This is a genomic window from Arthrobacter gandavensis, assembly GCF_039528575.1.
GTDB lineage: Bacteria > Actinomycetota > Actinomycetes > Actinomycetales > Micrococcaceae > Arthrobacter_B > Arthrobacter_B citreus_B.
In genome coordinates this window covers 42,459-63,259 of the sequence record NZ_BAAALV010000001.1, presented here as the reverse complement: position 1 = coordinate 63,259, position 20,801 = coordinate 42,459, and the positions used below count along the sequence as shown (strand labels likewise).

The 20,801-nt window shown below is 66.1% G+C and carries 18 protein-coding genes, 1 tRNA gene and 1 pseudogene; 11 read left to right on the top strand and 9 right to left on the bottom strand.

Annotated elements, in window-relative coordinates; all coding sequences use genetic code 11:
* The first annotated feature begins 74 nt into the window (after positions 1–74).
* Positions 75–1,931, top strand: a complete 1,857-nt coding sequence (locus ABFX29_RS00355) for an ABC transporter ATP-binding protein (protein WP_152228234.1) — start codon at positions 75–77, stop codon at positions 1,929–1,931.
* A gap of 61 nt (positions 1,932–1,992) precedes the next feature.
* On the opposite strand, the gene ABFX29_RS00350 is transcribed toward ABFX29_RS00355, so the two are convergent.
* Both ABFX29_RS00350 and ABFX29_RS00345 read right to left on the bottom strand, forming a co-directional pair.
* Positions 1,993–2,505 (bottom strand): MarR family winged helix-turn-helix transcriptional regulator, encoded by a 513-nt coding sequence (locus ABFX29_RS00350; RefSeq protein WP_152228236.1) that lies wholly within the window; start codon positions 2,503–2,505, stop codon positions 1,993–1,995.
* The gene (locus ABFX29_RS00345; protein ID WP_152228238.1) at positions 2,502–4,223 is read right to left on the bottom strand and encodes an MDR family MFS transporter; all 1,722 of its coding nucleotides are present in this window, start codon (positions 4,221–4,223) and stop codon (positions 2,502–2,504) included. Before ABFX29_RS00345 ends, ABFX29_RS00350 begins: the two co-directional genes overlap by 4 nt.
* A gap of 266 nt (positions 4,224–4,489) precedes the next feature.
* Here ABFX29_RS00345 and ABFX29_RS00340 point away from each other — a divergent pair, with 266 nt between their 5' ends.
* Positions 4,490–5,908: a cryptochrome/photolyase family protein gene (locus tag ABFX29_RS00340; RefSeq protein WP_420831154.1), complete on the top strand. Its 1,419-nt coding sequence runs from the start codon at positions 4,490–4,492 to the stop codon at positions 5,906–5,908.
* 1 nt (position 5,909) lies between these two features.
* Here the strand turns inward: ABFX29_RS00340 and ABFX29_RS00335 are convergent, their stop codons facing one another.
* A complete protein-coding gene (locus tag ABFX29_RS00335; protein WP_152228240.1) occupies positions 5,910–6,980 on the bottom strand; it encodes a tartrate dehydrogenase in 1,071 nt (356 codons plus the stop codon).
* Between the two features lie 179 nt (positions 6,981–7,159).
* On the opposite strand from ABFX29_RS00335, the pseudogene ABFX29_RS00330 reads away from it, so the two are divergent.
* From ABFX29_RS00330 to ABFX29_RS00320, 3 genes and pseudogenes are all read left to right on the top strand, one after another.
* Positions 7,160–7,588: pseudogene (locus ABFX29_RS00330) on the top strand (anion permease); the annotation flags it as partial.
* Between the two features lie 79 nt (positions 7,589–7,667).
* The gene (locus tag ABFX29_RS00325; RefSeq protein WP_275124680.1) at positions 7,668–8,801 is read left to right on the top strand and encodes an SLC13 family permease; all 1,134 of its coding nucleotides are present in this window, start codon (positions 7,668–7,670) and stop codon (positions 8,799–8,801) included.
* Positions 8,791–10,161: an LssY C-terminal domain-containing protein gene (locus tag ABFX29_RS00320; protein WP_152228241.1), complete on the top strand. Its 1,371-nt coding sequence runs from the start codon at positions 8,791–8,793 to the stop codon at positions 10,159–10,161. Before ABFX29_RS00325 ends, ABFX29_RS00320 begins: the two co-directional genes overlap by 11 nt.
* Here ABFX29_RS00320 and gap read toward each other — a convergent pair.
* Positions 10,158–11,168 (bottom strand): type I glyceraldehyde-3-phosphate dehydrogenase, encoded by a 1,011-nt coding sequence (gap, locus tag ABFX29_RS00315; RefSeq protein ID WP_152228244.1) that lies wholly within the window; start codon positions 11,166–11,168, stop codon positions 10,158–10,160. The genes ABFX29_RS00320 and gap overlap by 4 nt on opposite strands.
* A 100-nt stretch (positions 11,169–11,268) precedes the next feature.
* Between gap and ABFX29_RS00310 the strand changes: the two genes are divergently transcribed.
* From ABFX29_RS00310 to ABFX29_RS00300, 3 genes are all read left to right on the top strand, one after another.
* Positions 11,269–12,504: an ROK family protein gene (locus ABFX29_RS00310; RefSeq protein ID WP_246167501.1), complete on the top strand. Its 1,236-nt coding sequence runs from the start codon at positions 11,269–11,271 to the stop codon at positions 12,502–12,504.
* A gap of 37 nt (positions 12,505–12,541) precedes the next feature.
* Positions 12,542–13,639, top strand: a complete 1,098-nt coding sequence (locus ABFX29_RS00305; protein ID WP_152228249.1) for a winged helix DNA-binding domain-containing protein — start codon at positions 12,542–12,544, stop codon at positions 13,637–13,639.
* Positions 13,640–13,735: 96 nt separating this feature from the next.
* The gene (locus ABFX29_RS00300; protein ID WP_152228251.1) at positions 13,736–13,891 is read left to right on the top strand and encodes an SDR family NAD(P)-dependent oxidoreductase; all 156 of its coding nucleotides are present in this window, start codon (positions 13,736–13,738) and stop codon (positions 13,889–13,891) included.
* A 241-nt stretch (positions 13,892–14,132) separates the two neighbouring features.
* On the opposite strand, the gene ABFX29_RS00295 is transcribed toward ABFX29_RS00300, so the two are convergent.
* The 3 genes from ABFX29_RS00295 to ABFX29_RS00285 all read right to left on the bottom strand — a co-directional run bounded on the left by ABFX29_RS00295 (position 14,133) and on the right by ABFX29_RS00285 (position 16,521).
* Complete coding sequence (locus tag ABFX29_RS00295) at positions 14,133–14,612, bottom strand: NUDIX hydrolase (RefSeq protein ID WP_152228253.1); 480 nt, start codon at positions 14,610–14,612, stop codon at positions 14,133–14,135.
* A 19-nt stretch (positions 14,613–14,631) separates the two neighbouring features.
* A complete protein-coding gene (locus ABFX29_RS00290) occupies positions 14,632–15,459 on the bottom strand; it encodes an SDR family NAD(P)-dependent oxidoreductase (protein ID WP_152228255.1) in 828 nt (275 codons plus the stop codon).
* Positions 15,460–15,552: 93 nt separating this feature from the next.
* Positions 15,553–16,521, bottom strand: a complete 969-nt coding sequence (locus tag ABFX29_RS00285; RefSeq protein WP_152228257.1) for a bile acid:sodium symporter family protein — start codon at positions 16,519–16,521, stop codon at positions 15,553–15,555.
* An 88-nt stretch (positions 16,522–16,609) separates the two neighbouring features.
* Here ABFX29_RS00285 and ABFX29_RS00280 point away from each other — a divergent pair, with 88 nt between their 5' ends.
* Positions 16,610–17,560 carry a 5'-3' exonuclease gene (locus ABFX29_RS00280; RefSeq protein ID WP_152228259.1) on the top strand — a complete coding sequence of 317 codons (951 nt, stop codon included), beginning with the start codon at positions 16,610–16,612 and terminating at the stop codon, positions 17,558–17,560.
* Here ABFX29_RS00280 and ABFX29_RS00275 read toward each other — a convergent pair.
* Positions 17,557–18,507 (bottom strand): zinc-binding dehydrogenase, encoded by a 951-nt coding sequence (locus ABFX29_RS00275; RefSeq protein WP_152228260.1) that lies wholly within the window; start codon positions 18,505–18,507, stop codon positions 17,557–17,559. The genes ABFX29_RS00280 and ABFX29_RS00275 overlap by 4 nt on opposite strands.
* Positions 18,508–18,694: 187 nt before the next feature.
* Here ABFX29_RS00275 and ABFX29_RS00270 point away from each other — a divergent pair, with 187 nt between their 5' ends.
* On the top strand, positions 18,695–19,993 hold the full coding sequence (locus ABFX29_RS00270) for an MFS transporter (protein WP_152228417.1): 1,299 nt from the start codon (positions 18,695–18,697) through the stop codon (positions 19,991–19,993).
* Here ABFX29_RS00270 and ABFX29_RS00265 read toward each other — a convergent pair.
* Positions 19,945–20,026, bottom strand: a tRNA-Leu gene (locus ABFX29_RS00265). The two genes, ABFX29_RS00270 and ABFX29_RS00265, sit on opposite strands and share 49 nt — an antisense overlap.
* 130 nt (positions 20,027–20,156) lie before the next feature.
* Between ABFX29_RS00265 and ABFX29_RS00260 the strand changes: the two genes are divergently transcribed.
* Positions 20,157–20,762 (top strand): ANTAR domain-containing response regulator, encoded by a 606-nt coding sequence (locus ABFX29_RS00260; RefSeq protein WP_091605257.1) that lies wholly within the window; start codon positions 20,157–20,159, stop codon positions 20,760–20,762.
* Positions 20,763–20,801: the final 39 nt, after the last annotated feature.

Here is a 20,801-nt window from a genome sequence, read left to right as displayed (position 1 = left end):
ACCGCGCAGACCCGGATTCGCACAAGGAGGAACCTTTGGCCCCACCCAACACCCGTGAACGCCCAGGCGCCGGAATGCCTGAAGGGCCCGGAGCAGTGCCCGGCACCTCCGGACCGGGCGGAGGAGGCGGCGGACGCGGACCTGCCCGCCTGAACCCGGCAGATAAGAAACAGCTGAACCGGCATCCGGTCAGCCTGCGCCGCATCGCCGCACTGTTCGCACCGCACACGCGCGCGATCGCCGTCGTCGTGCTTCTGATCTCCGCAGCCTCGGTGGTCAACCTGGCCCAGCCATTCCTGGTACGAGCCGTCATCGATGACGCGCTGCCCAGCCAGGACCTGCGCCTGCTCGCCATCCTCACCGCCTCCATGGTTGGTGTAGCCGCCCTGACCAGCGTGATCGGCGTCGTCCAGACCTGGCTTGCCACCGCTATGGGCCAGCGGGTCATGCACACGCTGCGAACCAAACTCTTCACCCATCTGCAGGCGCAGTCGCTGGGTTTCTTCACCCGCACCCGCGGCGGCGAAGTCCAGTCCCGCCTCACGCACGACATCTCCGGCATGCAGTCCGTCGTCACCACCACCGCAACCGGAATAGCCTCCAATCTGACCACCACTATCGCCACGGCCATCGCCATGGCGGCCCTCTCCCCCGGACTTAGCCTGATTTCGCTGGTTGTCCTGCCGCCGGCCATCTGGCTCTCCCGGCGCGTAGCCAAGCTCCGCCGGAGCATCACCGACGAACGGCAGCGCGAACTCGCAGCCCTGCACACACAGGTCGAGGAGGGCCTTTCCGTCTCCGGCGTCCGCCTCGCCAAGACCCTGGGCACCAGCCCGCGCGATGCCGAACGCTTCACCGCACGTTCGGAGAACCTCGTGGGGCTGGAACTGCGCAGCCAGCTCGCCGGCCGGTGGCGGATGGCAACGATGCAGATTGTCTTCGCCGCCATTCCCGCCGTCATCTACCTGGCCGCCGGCTTCCCGGCCACGAGCGGAGGCATGACGATCGGCACGCTGGTCGCCTTCACCGGCCTGCAGGCAGCGATCTTCCGGCCCATTATGGGCCTGCTGGACATCGGCGTGCAGTGGGTGACCGCCCTGGCCTTCTTCAGCCGGATCTTTGAGTACCTGGACCTGGAACCGCAGCTGAAGGCGCCTGAAAATCCGGTGCGGCTGGATCCGGACCGGGTCCGCGGCGAGGTCCGCATTGAGGACGTGGATTTTGCCTACGACGGCGGCGCCCCGGTTCTGCGCGGCATTCACCTGACGCTGGCGCCGGGAACAACCACCGCCTTGGTTGGCGCCACCGGCTCCGGCAAGTCCACCCTGGCCTCGCTGGTCCCCCGGCTGAACGACCCGGTTTCCGGGAAGGTGGCCATCGATGGCGTTGATGTACGGGACATAGACCCTCAGGACCTGGCCCGCATAGTAGGCGTGGTGTCCCAGGAGACCTACCTGATACATGCCTCGGTGCGGGAGAACCTGCTTCTGGCCAAACCCGATGCCTCCGATGAGGAACTGCTGAAGGCACTGGCTGCAGCGCAGATTGCAGACGCGATCGGCGCACTCCCGGAAGGCCTGGACACGCTGGTCGGCGCACGCGGCCACCGGTTCTCCGGCGGAGAACAGCAGCGCTTGGCCATTGCCCGGACCATCCTGCGCAATCCCCCTGTCCTGGTGCTCGACGAAGCCACCTCGGCCCTGGACAACACCACGGAAGCCCAGGTGCAGCGGGCACTGGAGCAGCTTTCGGCAGGACGAACAACCCTCACCATCGCCCATCGGCTCTCAACCGTGCAGAACGCAGACCTGGTGGTGGTGTTGGACGCCGGTCAGATCGTGGAGCAGGGAACACCGGCCGAACTGGCAGCGGCCAATGGACCGTTCGCCCGGCTGGCCGCACGGCGAGCCGAGGCAGGCGCACTGAGCTAGAACGCAAGAAGGCCAGCCCTGCTGGGCTGGCCTTCTAAGGCGTTGGGCTCAGGGACGGAAGCTAGGCAGATTCCTGAAGCGCCGCCGTCGGGCCCGCCCGCTCGTGCCGTGTCAGGGACTCGCTGATCCCTGAGCGTCCGCCGCCCAGCCGGCCAAGGTACCCGGCGAAACGGTGGAGGTCCTCGGTGGACCATGAGCCGAGAACGGCCGGGTCAAGCATAATGCCGGTCTGCACGGCAGTAACCCGCTCCCTGGCGGACTCTGTCAGCTCCAGCACCCGGGCGCGCCCGTCGGCCGGGTCCGGCTGAATCTCGATCAGGCCCAGCGCCTGGAGCTGGCGTGACTGCCTGCTGATGACGCTCTTGTCCACCATAAGGAGCTCGGCAGCCGACCCGGAGTGCAGCGGCCCGCTCCGCTTGAGCAGCTGGAGCAGCTTCAAACCGAAGAGCGACAGGGACGGATCCACGTTCCGGGCGGCCTCCCGCATCCTGGCACGCACAACCTCAGTGAGCAGGCGCAGGTTCTGCTCCACGTCACGCTGGGCCTGCTCGCGGGAGAGCTCCGGGGAACTCATTTCGCTAAGTTCTCCCCGCCCGGCTGGCCTGAGCGTGAGGCGGGATCAACAAGGCCAACAGAACCCGTTGCGGCGCCGGACAGCGCGTGTTCCGCGGCGTCGACCTCACGGGTGCTGACAGTCCGGGAGTTGCCGGCAGCATGGTCGGCAACGGAGGCCTCATGAGCGGCGGAAGCAGGCTCGCCCGCCTCGGCAGCCGCAGCCTTCTTGAGCTGCACGGCGTTCTGCCTGCCCAGGCTGGCGTTCGGAAGGAAAATCACGGCAACCAGGGTCACCACGGCCAGGGGAACGCTGTACATAAACACGTGCCCGACGCCGACTCCGTAGGCGCTTTCCACCAGCGCCGCAATCGCGTCAGGCAGCTCGGAGATCTTGGGAATGGTGCCGCTGCCCAGGGCCGCCGCAGCGGCAGCCTGGTCGGCGGGAGCCAGGGCGCTGATGCCGTCCTTGATGTGCGTTGCCACGATGGTGCCGAGCACCGAACCGAGTACGGACACGCCCACGGTGCCGCCGAGGCTGCGGAAGAACGTGACGGCACTGGTGGCCACACCAAGGTTCTTCACCTCGATCGAGTTCTGGACCACCAGTACAAGGTTCTGCATCAGCATGCCCAGGCCCGCACCCAGGACCGCCATGTAGATTCCCACCAGCACGAGGCTGGTTTCATACGTCAGTGTGCCCAGCAGGATGGTTCCCAGCACGGTGAGCACGCCGCCGGAGATCATGATGGCTTTCCACTTGCCGGTCCGGCTGATGATGCCGCCAAAGAGGGTGGACGCGATCAGCAGGCCGGCCATCATGGGAATGGTCAGCAGGCCGGACTGCGTGGGCGTAGCGCCGCGGGCGAGCTGCATGTACTGGGCCAGGAACACCGAGGTGCCGAACATCGAAACGCCCACCGAGATGCTGGCCACCACGGCAAGGGTGAACGTGCGGTTCTTGAACATGGACAGCGGGATGATCGGTTCCGGGGACTTGAATTCCACCAGCACCGCAGCAATCAGCAGGACTGCTGAACCGGCGACCATCAGGAAGGAAGCAAGGGAGGCCCACTCGAACTGGTTGCCCGCCAGGGTCACCCAGATCATCAGCAGCGATACGCCGCCGGCGATCAGCACGGCGCCAAGGTAGTCAATGTGCACCTTGCGCTTGGCATGCTTGGGCAGGTGCAGCGTGAGCTGCAGCAGGATGATCGCGGCAATCGCCACCGGAAGCGCGATGAAGAAGTTCCAGCGCCAGCCAAAGGCATCAGTAACGACGCCGCCGAGCAGCGGTCCGCCGACCGTTCCCACGGCCATGACAGCACCGAAAAGACCGGCGTACTTGCCTCGGTCGCGCGGGCTGATGATGTCCGCCATGATGATCTGGCTCAGCGCTGCGAGGCCGCCGGCACCCAAGCCCTGCAGCACGCGGAAGACAATGAGCGTTCCGGTGTCCTGCGAGAAACCGGCCAGCGCCGAACCGAGCACAAAGATGCCCAGCGCAAGCTGGATGAGGAGCTTGCGGTTAAACAGATCGGCGAACTTGCCCCACAGCGGCGTCGAGACAGTCGTCGCGAGCAGTGTGCCTGTCACCACCCAGGTGTACGCCGACTGGTCGCCGTCGAGGTCGGAGATAATCAGCGGCAGCGACGTGGACACCACGGTGCCGGCCAGGATGGAAACGAACATGCCCAAAAGCAGGCCGGACAGGGATTCAAGCACCTGGCGGTGCGTCATGGTTCCGTCGGGTGAAACGGTTCGCTTAGGCGCTTTCGGCTTCGTTTGCTTTTCGGGCTGTGTGGAGGGGTTAACTGCGGGCGGCATCGGACTCCTGCTGATAGTTGATTAAGGTCAACTATACAACTGGTTGCCTTAGACAACTAGTTTCGTGCCGAAGAACACACCCCGGCGCCAAAGACCGCGTGGCGCGGAAGACTCCGCAGCCATGCCCTGGCGCGGGTAGGGTCGTAATACCCGGCCTTCCCGAGGAGAGGACCCTGCCCGTGGTCTCCATTGCCTGGTTCCGCGACGACCTGCGCACGGCGGACAACCCTGCCCTGCTGGCAGCGGCCCACGACGGCGGCGCGGTGGCGCTGTATGTGCTGGACGAGGAATCCCCCGGCATCCGCCCACTGGGCTCGGCGGCCAAATGGTGGCTGCACCATGCCCTGGCAACCTTGAAGGACGACCTTCATTCCCTGGGCATTCCCCTGGTGCTTCTGCGCGGACCCGCAAGCCAGGCGGTTCCGGCCTTCGTCAACGAATCCGGCGCCGGCAGCATCTACTGGAACCGGCGCTACGGCGGACCGGAGCGCCGGGTGGACGCCACGGTCAAGGAATGGGCGGCCGGAGCGGACGTTCATGCGGAGAGCTTCCAGGCTTCCCTGCTGCACGAACCGTGGACCGTCAGCACGGGACAGGGTGGCCCCTACCGGGTCTTCACCCCGTTCTGGCGTGCTCTTTCCGCCCAGGACTTCCGTGCCCCGCTGGACGCCCCCGCCGAAGCCGGCCGGCCGCCGTCGGGCCTGCCGGCTGGCGATGACCTAGAAAGCTGGGACCTGATGCCAAAGCACCCCGACTGGTCCGCCGGACTGGCGGAGGCCTGGACTCCGGGCGAAGAGGCCGGCCTGAGTGCGCTCGAGGACTTCCTGGCCGGCCCGGTGCAGGATTACGACGACGGCCGCGACGGGCCCGCGAAACCCGGAACCAGCTGCCTCTCCCCCTACCTGAGATGGGGTCACGTCAGTCCGTTCCAGGTCTGGCATGCGCTTTCCCGGGTACGCGGGACCGGACCGGGACCGGATGTGTTCGGCACGGAGATTGGCTGGCGTGAGTTCTGCTGGCACCAGCTCTTCCACAACCCCGACCTGGCTACACAGAATCTGCGTCCCGCCTTCGACGGATTCCCCTGGGAACACCCGCGGGGTGCTGGACCGCAGACCCCTTCCGTGCTGCGCGGACCCGGGCTGGACGCACCGGCGGAGTCCCGGCCGGAGAGCCTGGAGCCGCTGGATGCATGGAAGGCCGGACTAACCGGAATTCCACTGGTGGACGCCGGCCAGCGGCAGCTTTGGCACATGGGCTGGATGCACAACCGGGTACGGATGGTGGCCGCGAGCTTCCTGATCAAGAACCTGGGCATCCACTGGCGGGTCGGTGAAGAGTGGTTCTGGGAAACCCTGGTGGACGCAGACCCCGCGAGCAACCCGGCAAACTGGCAGTGGGTTGCCGGATCCGGCGCGGACGCCGCGCCGTTCTTCCGCATCTTCAACCCGGAGACCCAAGCAAAGCGCTTTGATCCGGACGGTGCCTACATCTCCCGCTGGGTACCCGATGCCCTGGTCCCGGGCTACCCTGAGCCGCTGGTGGACCTGAAGGAATCACGGCGGCATGCTCTGGACGCCTACGAGAGCATCCGCTGACTCACTGAGCCAGGGCGGCAATCACGGCGTCCGTGACCTCCTGTGTTCCGGCTGCGCCCCCGACGTCGCGGGTCTTGGGGCCCGACGCCGCTACGGACCCGATCGCCGCCTCCAGCCTGCGGGCCTCACCGGGAAGACCCAGGTGGTCCAGCATCAGGGCGGCGCTGGCAATAGCTCCGACGGGATTACTGATCCCTCGTCCGGCAATGTCCGGAGCGGAGCCGTGGACCGGCTCGAACATTGACGGGAACCGCCGCTCCGGGTTCAGGTTGGCGCTGGCGGCAAGGCCCAGGCTGCCCGCCAGCGCAGATCCCAGGTCAGAGAGAATGTCCGCGAACAGGTTCGAGGCCACCACCACGGAGAGGCTCTGCGGGGCCAGGACAAACCGGGCACTCATCGCATCCACCAGCACACTCTCGGTTTCGACGTCCGGGTAGTCCGCTGCGACTCGGCGGAACACTTCGTCCCACAGCACCATGCCGTACTGCTGGGCGTTGGACTTGGTTACGGAGGACACTTTCCGAACCTGACGGGTCAGTGCCAGCTCAAACGCAAACCGGATGATCCGCTCGCACCCGGCTTCGGTGAACAGGGCTGTCTGGACTGCCACCTCGCTGCCCGGGCCCCGGCCTGAAAGGTTGCGGCCGCCCAGACCGGCGTACTCCCCTTCCGAGTTTTCCCGCACCACAATCCAGTCCAGCGCCGAAGTATCCCTGCGCAGCGGAGACTCGATGCCCGCCAGGAACCTTACCGGCCGGATGTTCGCCCACTGGTCGAAGTTCTGGGTGATATTCAGGCGCAGGCCCCACAGGCTGGTGTGGTCCGGTACGTTCTCCCAGCCCACGGCACCAAAGTAGACAGCGTCGCAGTCCTGCAGTTTCTCCAGTCCCTTCGGATCCATCATCACTCCGTGCTCGGCATAGTAGGCGCTCCCCCAGGGGTACTCGATCCAGTCGAATCCGAATCCGCCGGAGCTACCGGCCAACGCCTCGAGTACCTGCTGTCCGGCACCGATAACCTCTGCTCCAATCCCGTCACCGGGAATCACTGCGATTCGAAGCCTGCGTTCCATCTGCCCTCTCCCCTCGTCGCTGCGCCGGCGCTGCCGTCCAGCCCCTGGACCGGGGAGCCTATCCGACGCCGGGCCCCGGCGCGGAAGTTCCTTGCTTCCCGACGGACATACGGCCCGCTGCCCTTTCGGCAGGCACGGGGACCCGGCTATTTTTGGCTGGACATCACCCGCTCCGGCCAATGGAGGCAAGGATGTCCCAGGATCTCTCCCCCTCGAGGACGGGCGGCGGGCAGCCGGCCCGCACCGACGTCGAAGCGGCGCTGCTCGGCGGACGCACCTTCCGAACCCTCAGCGAACAAACACTCTCTCCCCGTGAGGAGCGGTTTGAGCGGACCAGGCAGACCATCGGTTTCTTCCTTGCCCCTGCGGTCACCATCATCTTCGCCCTCTGGCCCTCGGACATGGACTCCACCCAGCAGCTGCTCGCCGCGATCCTGCTCGGCGTCATCGTTCTGTGGATCTGCGAGCCCGTGCCAATCCCGATCGGCGGGCTGATTGGAGTTGCCGCCGTCGTCATTTTGGGTGTTGCGCCGTCCACTGCGGTCCTGGCGCCCTTCGGATCCACCACCATCTTCACTTTCATTGGCGCGTTCATCCTGGCGCAGGCAATGCTCAAGCACGGCCTGGCGCAGCGTCTGGCGTTCGCCGTACTGTCGCTGCCCCGGCGTCGGGCGTTCCACCTACCGCGTGATCATCGCCTTCGGCGCGATTACCTGCCTGCTCTCGGCCTTTGTTTCCAACACCGCCACGGTCGCGATGCTGCTGCCGACGGCGCTGGGCATCCTGGTGGTCATCGCCAAGCTGATGCAGGACCGCGGCGAGGTGAAGCCCGACTTTGATCCCCTGCGGCTGCGCGTGGGGGCCGCACTCATGCTGATGCTGGCCTACGGGGCGAGCGTTGGCGGACTGCTGACCCCGGTTGGCTCGCCGCCGAACCTGATTGGCCGCGGCTTAATCGAGGAAGCCACCGGGGAGCGGATCTCCTTCGCGCAGTGGATGGCTGCAGCCGCACCCTTGTGCCTGGGCATGTTCCTCATCCTGGCACTGGTGATGTTCCTGCTGAACCGTCCAGAGGTCCGCCGGATCGAGGGTGTTGAGGAGTACATCCGCGAGCAGAAAGCCGAACACGGCAAGATGAGCCGGGCAGAGGTCAACACGCTCGTGGCGTTCGGAACAACCGTTGTGCTCTGGCTGACCCCGGCAGTGGCATCGCTCGTGGCCGGAACGGATTCAGAAGTCTACGCGTTCCTGGACGACCGCCTGGATGAAGGGATCGTGGCGGTACTAGGGGCGTCGCTCCTGTTCATCCTTCCCACCAACTGGAAGGAACGGAAAGCAACCCTGACATGGACCGATGCTGCCAAGATCGACTGGGGAACCATCCTGCTCTTCGGCACCGGAATCATTTTTGGCGCGCTGCTGGCAGAGACCGGGCTCGCCGAGACCATTGGCAACGCCGCGTCGGACAGCTTGGGGATTACCAGCATCGTTGCGATCACGGCCTTCTCCACGCTCCTGGCGATCCTGATTTCGGAGACCACCAGCAATACCGCCTCCGCCGCCGTCGTGGTTCCCATTGTCATACCGCTGTGCACCGCCATGGGACTGGACCCGTTTGTTCCGGCCCTGGCTGCCACCTTCGCAGCGTCTTTCGGCTTTATGCTCCCGGTCTCCACACCGCAGAACGCGATTGTGTACGGGTCCGGTGCCGTCCCGATCATCCGCATGATCCGCACCGGCCTGGTATTCGACATTCTTGGGGCGGCGCTGATCATCGCGCTGCTGCCGCTCATGGTTGGCCTGGTGGGGATTGGCGGCTGACCAGGACGGGCAGGCCCGGACGCGCCGGGCCGCCGTCGAGGCAGGCGTCGACTGGGGGTTCTTCGTCTTCGGCGGGCTGGCAGCCATCTGGTTTGCCGTCCTGCTCCTGGACGAAAGCCTGAGCTTCAGGCGGCTCTGGTTCCTGGTGTTCTTCTGGGCTGCCCTGGCCTATCTGGTACTGCCCCGGCTGCACAGGATCCTCACCAGCATTTACGTGCCCGACTATTTCATGGGCCGCACCCGGACCAGCGACGGATTGTTCGGCGACCCCGTGAACCTGGCGTTCAACGGGAGCGCCGGGCAGCTGCATGCCCTCATGCGGACAGCTGGCTGGACGCAGGCGGACCCCGTAGATCTTGAGAGCAGCTGGAAGATCGTCACCTCGACCCTCCTCCGCCGCAGCTACGATGCTGCTCCGGTTTCTCCGCTGTTCCTCTTCGAACGCCAGCAGGACTTCGCCTACCAGCAGGAAGTGGACGGCAATCCCGGGAAGCGGCACCATATCCGGTTCTGGAAGTGTCCGGACGGGTGGAAGCTGCCGGGAGGGATCGCCGTCGACTGGCTGGCTGCAGCGTCCTACGACCGGGCCGTGGGACTCTCCTACTTCACGCTGCAGGTGACCCACCGGATCAGCCCGGACGTGGACCATGAACGCGACCACGTTGTTGAATCCGTACTGGGAGCATCCGAGGCAGTGTCCCTGACAGTCATCCGGGACTTCTCCTCGGGCTACCACTCACGCAACGGCGGCGGCGACAGCATCCGCACGGACGGAAATTTGCCCGTCCTCGACGCCGGCGCAGTGCGCGGGGCTTATCAGGACCAGCTTGGAGGCAGGCGGGGACGGCACCGCGCGGGGCGCCCGGCACCGATCGTTGTTGGCGCGGTGCTGATCCTGCTGCGCGTGGCTGCCGCCCTCGCGGTTGCCGGGCTGCTCTTTACCGGCTCGGCCGAACGGACGTGGGTGGCAGACCTTGCCGGGAATGACCGCGAACTGTTCGCCGCAGCAGACGTGTACGTGCCGGCCGGGATTGTGCTGCTGGCCTTCTCGGCCTTCGAAGGCACCCTGGCGCTGCTGGTCCTGAGGGGAACCAACTGGGCGCGGATTACGGCCATGGCCCTGAGCTCGGTGTCCATCATCCTTCAGGGGGCAACGTTCATTGCAGGGGACCCGGACCAGGTCCTGCAAAGCGAGCGGCCGGCCTACGCACTGGATGTGCTCATTCTCCTGGCGCTCTCCAGCGGCCGGGCGCGGAAGTTCTCCCACCTTAAACGAAAGGGCAGAAACGGCTCGTTTCAGCGTTCAAACGAGCCGTTTCTGCCCTTTCGGCGGGGAGAAGGGATCCCCGGACGGAACTAGCTGAGCTTGGAGGCCACCAGCGCGGTGAGGTCCACCAGACGGGAGGAGTAACCCCACTCGTTGTCGTACCAGCCCACGATCTTCACCTGGTTGCCCTGGACCTTGGTCAGGCCGGAGTCGAAGATGCAGGAGGCCGGATCGCCAACGATGTCCGAAGACACAATCGGGTCCTCCGTGTAGGTCAGGATGCCGGACCAGCGGTCAGAAGCGGCAGCGGCACGGAAGGCCGCGTTGACTTCTTCGACCGTGGTTTCGCGGCTGACGGTGACCGTCAGGTCCGTGGCGGAACCGGTGGGAACCGGAACGCGCATGGCGTAGCCGTCCAGCTTGCCCTTCAGGTCCGGCAGGACCTTGCCAATGGCCTTGGCTGCACCGGTGGACGTGGGAATCACGTTCAGGGCGGCGGCGCGGGCCCGGCGAAGGTCGCTGTGCGGGGAATCCTGCAGGCGCTGGTCTGCGGTGTAGGCGTGGATGGTGGTCATCAGACCCTGCTCAATGCCGAATTCACGGTTGAGCACGTCCGCCATCGGTGCCAGGCAGTTGGTGGTGCAGGAAGCGTTGGAGATGATGTTGTGCTTTTCGGTGTCGTAGTCACCGTCGTTCACACCCATCACGACGGTGAAGTCCTCATCCTTCGCCGGAGCGGAGATCAGGACCTTGCGGGCGCCGGCAGCAATGTGCTTCTCGGCGTCGGCGGCCTTGGTGAACAGGCCCGTGGATTCGATGACGATGTCCACGCCCAGCTCGCCCCAGGGCAGGCTGCCCGGATCGCGCTCAGCCAGGACCTTGATGGTCTGGTTCCCCACCCGGAGGTCACCGTCGACGACGCGGACGTCTTCGGAGAGGCGCCCTGCGACCGAGTCGTACTTGAGCAGGTGTGCCAGCTGTTCGGGATCGGCCAGATCGTTGACCGCGACTACCGAAAAACCGTTCTCGCTCTGCAGTGCGGCGCGGAGGAAATTGCGCCCGATGCGGCCAAAACCGTTGATTCCGACTCGAATACTCACAAGGGCCTCCTGAAGGCTTGGGGACTAAATTTAGAGACTAAATATATGAACTAGTACAATTATGCTGTTATTCCCGCCACTCGTCAAAGGGGCCCTAACTTTGGATGTTTCCGCTAGCACTCCGCAGCTGCTGCGCCGCACCAACCTGCGCTCCGTCCTGGACGTGCTGCGCGCCGTCCCCTCGGCGACGGGAACGGACCTCATCCAGGCCACCGGCCTCACCCGCGCCACGGTCATTGCCGTCTGTGATGACCTGATTGCCCGCGGCTGGGCACGGGAGGCAGAGTCCCCCCGCCTTGGCGGACAAAAGGGCAGGCCCGCGCGGCGTTTCGAGTTCAACGAGAGCGCCGGATTCGTCCTGGGGCTCGACGTCGGCCTGGCCACCGTCCGTGTTGTGGTCTCCGACCTTGCCGGCAGCGTGGTGGGCGGCACCGAGTCACGCTTCCCGCACCACGGCGGCACCCCGGCTGACCGCCGCTCCGCAGTGATCGCGGCGGCGCAGGCATCGCTGGCCGACGCCGGTGTGCCCGAATCCCGCGTCCTGGGCGTTGCCCTGGGAATCGCGGCCCAGGTCACCCCTGACGGCAGCATTGCTCCGGGCCAGGAACTGGCACCCATGTTCGATCTTGGCCTGACCAAGGAATTCGGCGAAGAATTCGGCTGGCCGGTGCTGGTGGAAAACGACGCCAAGCTGGCTGCCCTGGCCGAACGGTGGCGGGGAACCGGAGTGGATGAAAACAACCTTGCCGTGATCCTCGCCGGTGAACGCCTGGGCACGGGAGTCATCGAGTCCGGCAGGCTGGTCCACGGCGCCCTGGGCCGCGCCGGAACCATGGGCGGGCTTGAACTGGTAGAGGGCGTGGGGAACCAGGACGGCATCGCCAAGCTTGCGCGTCTTTGGGGCACGGCGGCGCTGGATGCCGGACACGACGGCATGATCCGCCGCCTGGTGGGCAACCACACCAACCGCGTTTCAGCGCGCTACGTCTTTGAGGCCGCAGCTGCCGGCGACGAAACTGCCGCAGAAATCCTTGAACGAATCGGCAAGCGGATGGCGCGGGTGCTGGCTTTGGTTTCGACCTTCTTCGATCCGCGCCTCATAGTCATCGGCGGCGCCGTCGCCGCATCTGCCACAGCACTGCTGCCTGTCATGACAGACGAACTCGCCAGGTACGTTCCGGACCCGCCCCGGCTAGCGGTCTCGGAACTGGGCGAAATGCTCGTTGCCACCGGGGCCGTCCGGCTCGCCCTGGATCATGTGGAGGCCCGGCTGCTAGACCTCCGCCCCGGCGGCGCACCTGCAGCTTCCGCTCCGGAAACGGGCACTCCGGCCTAGACTTGCGGTGCACCGGCACCGGAACGGCGGAGGATGGATGGAACCCATAGCGCGCGCTGAGCTGCTCCGGCGGCGGGCTTTCAGCCACGGCCTTGGCACGCAGGCACTGCCCGGGGGCCCGGCAGCTGCCGTCAGCCGGCTCTTCGCACTGCAGGGCCAGGATCTGCCGGGGGTCCTGTGGTCAATAGGTGTCCGCACGGGCGCCACCCAGGACCAGGTCCGGGCCGCCTTCAACGACGCCACACTGGTCCGAACCTGGCCGTTCCGCGGCACGCTGCATGTACTGGCCGCCGAGGACGTGCCCTGGCTCCTCTCGCTGACCGCCGAGCGGACGCTCCGCTCGGCTGCCCGACGGCGCGCGGAGCTTGATCTCGACGAGCGGACCGTGGAACGGACGCGGGAGGTGGCCGAAGGAGCGCTGGCCGGACGGCGCGCGCTCGGCCGGAAGGAGCTGCTGGCACGCTTCGAATCCGCGGGAATCTCCACGTCCGGGCAGCGCGGCTACCACCTCCTGTGGCACCTCTCCATTTCCGGCACCACGGTCCTGGGTCCGTTTGACGGAGCCGAGCAGCAGTTTGTCCTCCTCGACGACTGGGTGGCCAGGCGGCGCGGCCTCGACGGCGATGCGGCGCTGGCCGAGGTGGTCCGGCGCTACCTGAGGGGCCGCTCCCCCGCCACCACCGCCGACCTGGCCTGGTGGACCAAACTGCCGGTCACCGCCATCCGGCGCGGGCTTGCTGCCTGCGGTGCCGAACTGGAAGAAGTTGAATACGACGGCGCCGCCCACTGGCAGCTCATGCCGCCGCCTGAGGGTGCGGACGAGGCACGGATTCAAACCGCCGTCCTGCTCCCGGGATTCGATGAGTACCTGCTGGGTTACACGGATCGCAGCGCTGCGTTGGCTTCCGAACACGCGCCGCTGACCGTGCCCGGGAAAAACGGAGTCTTCAAACCCACTCTGGTGCTTCGCGGCCGTGTGGCCGGAGTCTGGTCCAGGAAAACAACCCGGACCTCGACGGAGGTCACTGTTCTGCCCTTCTCCCCCATCAGCAGCCGTGACTGGAACGCCGTCGAGCGCGCGGCCTGCGACTACGGCCGGTTCCTCGGTACCCCGGTGACTGTCGAGCGGTCCTGAACGCCGTGGGCTTCCGGCACCTCTATCCGGGGCCGGTGACGTCCCGTTAGCGTTGAACGCACGAATCCGTGAAGGACTGACCGGAGGGACCGCACCATGGAGACGGAATCAAACGGAACGGGAAAGGTAGCGGTCATCACCGGCGCCTCGTCCGGAATCGGGGCGGCAACGGCACGGGCCCTGCATGCGAACGGGTTCCAGGTGGCGCTTCTGGCCAGGCGCATGGACCGGCTTCAGGCGCTGGCCTCCTAGCTTGGACCGGAGCTCGACTCCGATTACCGGGAAATGGTGAACGTTAATCTTCTCGGTGCCATCACCGCCACGGAGATCTTCCTCGACCAGCTGCGACCCGGCAACCAGGGCACGCACTGAAGCGTCCTACGCCGAAGTTTCCATCCCTGCGGAGGATGTCGCGGCGGTGGTGGCTTTTGCCGTTATGCAGCCGCCCGGCGTCGGGCTCAATGAGATCACTGTGCGCCCCCGGAAGCAGTCGCTAGCCCAGCCGGGCTAGCAGGGCGTCCAGCACCTGGAGCTGGCCTTTGACCAGCTTTGTCCGGGCTGCCCGGGCGTTAAACCAGCCGGCCCGGTCGACTTCGGGAAATTCCCGGACGATGCCCGACTTTGCCGGCCATTCGAGCGGGAAAGTGTTGCTGTGGATGTCCCGGGCGGGGAAGTCCGCGGCAGCCGCAAACACCGTGATCTCCTTCGCCGCAGACTGCCGGAACGTCCCCAGCAGCTCGTACTCCGCATCGGGAGCCGGCCAGCCCATCTCTTCACCGAACTCGCGGAGGGCCGCCGTGAGCGGATCCTCCGGTGGCGTGAATTCACCCTTTGGTATCGACCAGGCGTGTTCATCACGGCGGGCCCAGAAAGGTCCGCCCATGTGCGCGATCCACAGTTCAACGCCCTGGCTTTCCCCCGCTGCTCCTGGTGGTGAACGGCGGTAAAGCAGGATTCCGGCACTGGTGATCATGCGGTTGGCTTCCTCTGAGCTAGCCTTCGAGCATCGCCACGGAGCGGTTCCACAGGTCCAGGGCCAGCGCGTGGTCACCGGCCAGCTTGTTGGTCCGGGCAGGCTTGGACCGGACGAAGTACCTTCCCGTGGGGTAATCGGCTCCCGGAGTGCCCTCGGCCAAAAACACCAGGGTCTGGGCTCCCTTCTCCGGGCTCTGGAGCACCAGCCGGCCAATGATCCCCTGGTAGACCGAGCGCATGGCCGAACCCTCCGCGCTGGAAAAACTCGAACCAATGACGCCCGGATGAAAGGCGGTGGAGGTGGCCCCTGCAGCGCGGTAGCGGCGGTCGAACTCCTCGGTGAAGAGGATTTGCTCAAGTTTTGAATTCCCGTAGGCCTTCTGCGGGGTGTAGTTCTTTTCCTCGTCCAGGTCTGTGATGTCCAGTTTGGCGAAGAGCCGGTTCGCGGCACTGGAAGTGTTGATGACCGTTCCCTTTGATTCGAGCAGACGGTTGGTCAGCAGCCGGGTGAGAAGGAACGGGGCCAGGTAGTTCACCTGGAACGTCATTTCGTGTCCGTCTGCCGTGACCTGCCGTTCCTTGCCGAAGATGGCACCGGCATTGTTGGCCAGCACTTCGATCCGCGGGTACCGCTGCAGGAGGTCGGAGGCGAGGCTGCGGACCTGGCCAAGGTCGGCGAAGTCGGCGGTGAAGTACTCGCTGCCGATGTCCTCTGCCACTGCGGCGGTTTTCTCGAGCGACCGTCCCACCGGAACAACATGGTGCCCGTCCGCGGCGAGCCGGCGCGCGGCAGCCGCACCGACGCCGTCGGACGCGCCGGTAATCACGATGGTCTTGGGAGCCACACGGGCCTGCTTTCGTTGAAATGCCGGGACGGGCTCACCTTAGCGGGGTCCGGGCCGCCCGCGGTAGCCGGTCGCGGGCTTTTGGGCAGCTGCCTAGGACGCCGGACGGCGGCGCCAGTAGGCAGCCACGAGGGCACCGGACACGTTGTGCCACACCGAGAACACCGCGGCAGGCAGGGCAGCTTCCGGGCTGAAGTACTCCCGGGCCAGTCCTGCTGCCAGCCCTGAGTTCTGCATCCCCACCTCAACGCCCATGGTGCGGCGGGACGCCACGGGCAGCTTGAACAGGCGGGCGGCTCCGTAGCCCACTCCCAGTCCCAGCCCGTTGTGCAGGATTACGGCCAGCAGGATCAGCCAGCCAGCGGTCAGGATGGCCGCTGCGCTTCCGGCGACCACGGCCACGACCACGAAGGTGATCGCGGCCACGGATACCCAGGGAAGCACGGGAAGGATCCGGTCCACGATCCGCGGAATGAGGTAGCGGATCAGCAGCCCCAGCAGCACCGGCACCAGGACAATCTGGACGATCGAGAGTGCCATTGAACCGGCGTCGACGGCCATGTACCGGCCGGCGAGCCAGAGAGCCAGCAGCGGCGTGAACAGCGGCGCCAGCAGGGTGGAGACCGAGGTCATCGCGACTGAGAGCGCAACGTTTCCACGGGCCAGATACGTGACGACGTTGGACGCAGTTCCACCAGGGGCGCAACCCACGAGGATTACGCCGGCTGCGAGTTCCGGCGGAAGCTGCAGCGCCCAGGCGATGCCCAGCCCCAGCAGGGGCATGACCAGGAACTGCGCCACCACCCCCAGCAGCACCGGCAGCGGCTGGCGGACCACCAGGGCAAAGTCCGGCAGGGTCAGGGTCAGACCCATGCCGAACATGATCAGCATCAGCCCGGGATTGATCAGCGGGGCGAGTGACGTAAAGGGATCCGGGAAGGCCAGGGCCACCGCTCCCCCGGCGAGGATCAACAGCGGAAACACTGTCACCGCTATGCGCGCGCTGCGCTCTTCGGCTGCCTGGACTGGTTTGGGGAGAGTGGTTCCTGGGGTGCCGGCCATGGCCAATATGCTGGCACAGCCCGCTCCCCGGCAGCGGGCGACTCGCCGCCGCGGGTATGCGGGGCCGATCCGTGGCAGGATCTGCGGTATGCCTGATCACCTGATGCTCCTTGATACGGCCTCCCTGTACTTCCGCGCCTTCTACGGGCTGCCGGATTCGCTGCGCCGCCCGGACGGCACACCGGTAAATGCTGTCCGCGGTCTGGCGGACATGATCGCCCGGCTGGTCACCGAGTTCGAACCCACCCACCTAATCGCCTGCTGGGACGAGAACTGGCGGCCCCAGTGGCGGGTGGACCTGCTGCCGTCCTACAAGGAACACCGGGTTGCCCGCGTGGTTCAGGACGGCCCGGACATTGAAGAAGTTCCTGAGGCACTCGAGGCGCAGATACCGATGATCCGGGAGGTTCTGCGGCTTGCCGGAATCGCCGTCGTCGGGGTTCCGGACCATGAGGCGGATGACGTGATTGGCAGCTACGCGGCCCAGGCCTCCATCCCCGTCGACGTGGTCACCGGGGACCGGGACCTGTTCCAGGTCATCAATGACGCCCAGGGCGTCCGGGTCCTCTACACCGCGGGCGGCATGAAGAACCTCAAGATCATGGACGACGCCGCCGTCGTCGCCAAATACCGCGTCCTGCCCGAGCAGTACGCGGACTACGCAACCCTGCGGGGTGACAGCTCGGACGGGCTGCCCGGTGTTTCCGGCATCGGGGAGAAGACTGCCTCCTCCCTGCTCGCGGAGTTCGGCACGCTCGATTCGCTGCTCCGGGCGGCGGCGGAGGACGACGGCGGTGTCTCCTCGGCGATACGGGCCAAGTTGTCCGGGGCCCGGGAATACCTCGAGGCCGCGCCAACCGTCGTGCGGATTGTGCGCGGCCTCGAGGTGCCGTCATTGGACGACGCCGGTGCCCGGCTTCAGCCTGTTGGCGAGGATGCCCGGTCCCGGCTTGGGGAGCTGGCCGGGGAATGGAACCTCGGAAGCTCGGTCAAGCGCCTGCTGCAGGCCCTGGACCCGGCGGAGAAGGCCGGTTCCTAGTACTGCGCGATGAAGCGCCCGATGACGCCGCCTGCACGCAGCTTGTCGATCGCTTCCGGAATGTCGGCGTGCGCGATGATGTTCATCGGCGGGTTCAGCTTGCCGGACTTCATCAGCTCATACAGGGCTTCCAGGTCTTCCTTGGTGCCGGACTTCGAGCCCTTGATGCTCAGCTGGTTGATGATGATCGGGTAGGTGTTGATGGTGGCTTCCAGGCGTCCCATCCCAACCTGCACCAGGGTGCCGAACTCGGCCAGGGTTTCGATGGCCTGTGACGTGGTGGTGCCGAAACCGGCGTAGTCCACGATCAGGTCCAGCCCCTTGTCCTTGAACTCGGTGATGGACTCGGCAACGCCGGCCAGGCCGATCTCATCGGCGAGCTTGCGCGTCTCTGCGTTGATTTCCGCGCCGTAGACCTCTGCGCCGGAGAGTACTGCCACGCGGGCGCCGATGTAGCCGAGCCCGCCAAGCCCAATGACGCCAACCTTCATGCCGGCCTTAGCGCCGCCCACGGCCATGATCGCGTGGTAGGCGGTGAGGCCTGCGTCGGTGGCCATGGCAGCGAGGTCGAACGGGACTTCGTCGGGGAGCTTCACCAGGTTGTCATCGGTGGCAACCAGCTTGGGCGCGAATCCACCGTCCCACTTGCCGTAGCCCAGCGCATCGCCGTCGCTCATGACCGGGGCAAGGCCCACACGGTCTCCGACCTTCCAGTGCTCCATGCCCGGGCCAACCTCGGTGATCACACCGGCATTCTCGTGGCCCATCGTGCGCGGGAGTTCGAAGAACAGGGGCATCCATCCCGGGTCGTCCAGGGCGGTGACATCGGAGTGGCAGACGCCTGCTGCCTTGACTTCGACGACCACCTGTCCCGGGCCCGCGTGGGGTTCGGGTACTTCATTGAGTTCCAGGGGCTTGTTTGTGCCGGTGAACTGCCATGCCTTCATGGGGCATCTCCTTTTCATTTGGCTCAGTGGAGGCCCTGGTCCAGGTGCCCTCCACATTTTCACCCTACGCCCGGGCAACCCCGGAGAATGGCCGTTTGGGATGTGAAGAACAGCACGTCAGGGCCAACTTTTGGGTGCGGACCGGGATATCCTGCCAGCAGAACCAATCACGCACGGACGGGGAAGAATGCACGAACAGCCCAGCACCCCGGCAACGGGTTCACAGGCCCCTGCACTTCCGTCCCAGCGCCGCGTACTTGCCGTCCTGGTGGCGGGGCAGGTCTTGGGCGGAATAGGCATGGGAGCCACGCTTTCCCTCGGTGCGCTGCTGGCCGCAGCCCTGTCCGGTTCCCCCGCCTGGTCCGGAATGGCAGCGACCATGAGCACCCTGGGTGCAGCTGCGGCAGCGGTTCCGCTGGCCCGCCTGGCCCAGGCGCGCGGACGCAGGGCCTCCCTGTCCACGGGCGCCCTGATCTCCGCAGCGGGCGCCGTCACCGCCGTCACCTCGGCAGTTGCCGGGTTCTTTCCGCTGCTGCTTGCGGGCCTGGCACTGCTTGGTGCGGGCAGTGCCGTCAGCCTCCAGGCCCGCTTCGCTGCGGCGGATCTCTCGCAGCCCGGTACCCGAGGCAGGGACCTGTCGATCGTCCTGTGGTCCACCACCATTGGTGCGGTCCTGGGGCCAAACCTGTTCGGCCCGGGTGAGGCAGTGGGTTCGGCTCTTGGCCTTCCGCCGCTGACCGGAGCCTTCGTCTTTTCAATCGCGGCCCAGCTGGCTGCGGCAGCGGTGTACCTCGCCGGGCTTCGGCCGGACCCGCTGCTGGCGCTGAAGGCGTTTCGGGCAGCCGCCGAGCAGGCGGAAGGAGCAGCTCCCGTTCCGGGGCGCTCCGGGCTGGCCGTCCTGCGCAGCAACCCGGGCGCGCTCTATGCTGTGGCAGCGATTGCGCTGAGCCATGCGGTGATGGTTGCCCTGATGTCAATGACGCCGGTGCACCTGAGCAGCCATGGTGCGGCCATCAGCGTCGTGGGGTTCACGATCAGCCTGCACATTGCCGGAATGTATGCGCTTTCCCCGGTCTTCGGCTGGCTCTCCGACCGTGCCGGGCGCAGGAACATCATCCTGCTGGGGCAGCTTCTGCTGCTGGGCGCACTGCTCCTCGCGGGCACCGCTTCGGAGTCCACGGCCGGGGTGACGCTCAGCCTGATCCTGCTGGGGCTGGGGTGGTCCGCTTCCGTGGTCTCGGCGTCGGCCCTGCTCTCTGACTCCGTGACTGCCCGGGAGCGCCCGGCAGTCCAGGGGATTTCGGATCTCGGGATGAATGCCGCGGGAGCCCTGGGAGGTGCGCTGGCCGGCCCCGTGCTGACCGCTGCCGGGTACTCCGGCCTTGGCTACGCCGCCGTGTCGCTGGTAGCCGTGGTCATTGCCTGGAGTGCTGTCGGTGCCCGAAGTGGGACTCGAACCCACACACCTTTCGATACTGCATTTTGAGTGCAGCGCGTCTGCCAATTCCGCCATTCGGGCAGGCCCTGTGACGTTGATCAAACGGATTGATTCCCCGTGTTGGGCGCGAAACCACTCTACATGCAGATAGGCTGTTTTCGTGAACTACCGGCAGCCACCGGTAGCGCTGTCGTCTTTCCAAGGAGCATCTGTGTCTGAGTCATCCGAGTCCGTACCGTCCAACACTCCCGCGCGGCGCGTCCTCGTTGCAGAGGACGAGACGCTGATCCGCCTGGACATCGTTGAGATCCTCACCGGTGAGGGCTACGAGGTTGTCGGCGAAGCAGACAACGGCGAGAAAGCCGTGCAGATGGCCACCGAACTGAAGCCCGACCTGGTGCTCATGGACGTGAAGATGCCCGTTATGGACGGTATCAGCGCAGCTGAAGCGATCGTGAAGGCCCGCATAGCTCCCGTAGTGCTCCTGACCGCCTTCAGCCAGAAGGAACTCGTGGAGCGCGCCCGCGAAGCCGGCGCCATGGCGTACGTGGTGAAGCCGTTCACGCCTGCGGACCTGATTCCGGCGATCGAAATCGCGCTGTCGCGGCATGAAGAGATCAAGGCGCTGGAGAACGAGGTCACCGACCTCAAGGAGCAGTTCGCCACCCGCAAGCTGGTGGAGCGTGCCAAGTCACTGCTGACCACCAAGATGGGCCTCACCGAGCCGGAGGCGTTCCGCTGGATCCAGAAGACTTCCATGGACCGCCGCCTGAGCATGCGCGAGGTTGCTGAAACCATCATCAACCAGGTCAACTAGCCTCTGCCGTCCACTGGACGGCCCATGCAAAAGCCCCGC